Origin of the sequence: Nocardia aobensis NBRC 100429 (genome assembly GCF_000308375.1) — a bacterium.
In the GTDB taxonomy this organism is placed as follows: Bacteria; Actinomycetota; Actinomycetes; order Mycobacteriales; family Mycobacteriaceae; genus Nocardia; species Nocardia aobensis.
In genome coordinates this window covers 1-1803 of record NZ_BAFQ01000237.1, presented here as the reverse complement: position 1 = coordinate 1803, position 1803 = coordinate 1, and the positions used below count along the sequence as shown (strand labels likewise).

1 protein-coding gene and 1 pseudogene are annotated in these 1803 nt (G+C 70.0%); both read left to right on the top strand.

Features of this window, described 5'->3' with window-relative positions; all coding sequences use genetic code 11:
* On the top strand, positions 1–872 hold an 872-nt coding region (locus RJ03_RS27405; protein WP_218001009.1), incomplete at its 5' end, for a pentapeptide repeat-containing protein.
* A gap of 118 nt (positions 873–990) precedes the next feature.
* Positions 991–1803, top strand: a pseudogene (locus tag RJ03_RS27400) (hypothetical protein); the annotation flags it as partial.

Genomic DNA, 1803 nt, shown 5'->3' with positions numbered 1-1803 from the left:
CGAATTCGGCAGATTCTTTTCGGCGCAAGCGTTTTCGGTGGCCATGGCAACTGGCCGACATGTTCGTCTCGGCGGCGGCGCAGCTGTATGTCGGTGAGGGACGATCGCAAGTGTCCGCCGTGCGCACGCTGGCCGATATCGCCGACGCCTCCGCGTCCACACCGCGCCAGCAATGCGTGGACGTACTGTGCGGTTATCTTCGACTGCCTCGCGCGACCGGGCGGCTCGGTGGCGACGACCGGACGGTCCGGCGGACCATTGCGGCCGTCATCGCCGAGCACCTTCGCCGCGGCGCGCGGCGCAGCTGGTCGCGCGCCACATTCGATTTCCGCAATGCCCAGCTCGACGATGCCGATTTCACCGACGCGGTTTTCGGCGGCCCCGCGATATTCGAGGGTGCGAATCTAACGGGCGTCACCCGATTCGACGGTGCGAGATTCTCCGCGGACACCCGATTCCAGGATGCGGCCTTCGATACCGCGTGGTTCCGGGAGGCGGTGTTCACCGATTCCGCCAGATTCTTCGGGGCGCGATTCGCGCGGGCCCGGTTCGACGGAACGACCTTCCGTGGCAGCGCCCAATTTCCCCTGGCGGTCTTCGCCGGCGACGCTCGATTCCACCGGGCGGCGTTTCGCGGCGGGGCGTACTTCGACAGCGCGCAGTTTCGCGGCCATGCCGACTTCGGCGCGGCCGGCTTCACGGGACCGGCCCGATTCGACGGGGCCGCGTTCACCGTCGGCAGCTCGTTCGAACGCGCCCGGTTCCACGACCCGATCCTCTCGGAAGAGCTGCCGACCGCCGCGGCCGGGTGGTTCATCGCACCGGCCCCGCACGAGGTAGCCGACCGGATGCCGGTGCCCGCATGCCGGTAGCCGCACCGCGTCGGCCGCGGAAACAATCTGCCCCGCTCAGACTGCCGGTTTCGCGGTTGGCCGCCGCAATCCTGGGTAGTAGCTCGGACGACGGTACTCGTACGGGCTTGGAGGTCCGGTGTTTCAGGCGTTGATCGGTGTGGTGTCGGGGGTCGGCCGGACGGGGACGGCTCTCATCGGCGGCTCTGCGCGGCTGCCCGTGCGCGCGGTGTCCGCCGGGCAGACCGCACTGCGGCTGACCGAGGTGGCCGACGATATCGCCGGGCAGTTGCAGCGCGAGGTGCGGTCGTTGCTGAACCCGGCGTTGCGCCGGGACGGGAGGCGGATCGCCGCCGTCGAGGATCGGATGGTCATCGAAGTGCGGGGCCTGTGTTCGGAGCGCAGCGAACAGGTCGCCGAGGCCGTGCACCGGCGCGTGGGCTCGTTGCCGGGTGTGCGCTGGATGCGAGTGAACGCGGTCACCGGGGATGTGGTCGTCGCGGTCCGCGACGATCGAGCGGTGCCCGGACTGGTCGACGCGATCGCCGCCGCCGAGGAGGACGTCGGCGTCGCCGACACCGTCTGGGACCCCAGTGCCGAACATCCCGCCGATCTGGAACCCGTCGTCTCGGCGGCGATTTCACTGGCCGGGGACTTCCTCTCCGCCGGTGTCACCTTCGTCGGAGCGGCCATTCCCGGCCGCAACGGCGTGGCGACGCTGCAGTCGCTGGTCGCGCTGGCCGACTCCCAGCCCCGTATCCGGCGGCTGCTGGAACAGCGTCTCGGCCGGGCCCGCACCGATCTGCTGCTCACCACCGCGAACGCGCTGGCCCAGGCCGCCGGCGACAGCCCCGCGAACGTCCTGGTCGATGCGCTGCACCGGGCGTTGGCCGTCACCGAACACGGTGTGCGCCATGCCCGTTGGCGATTGTGGGAGGTCGAACACGGTCAC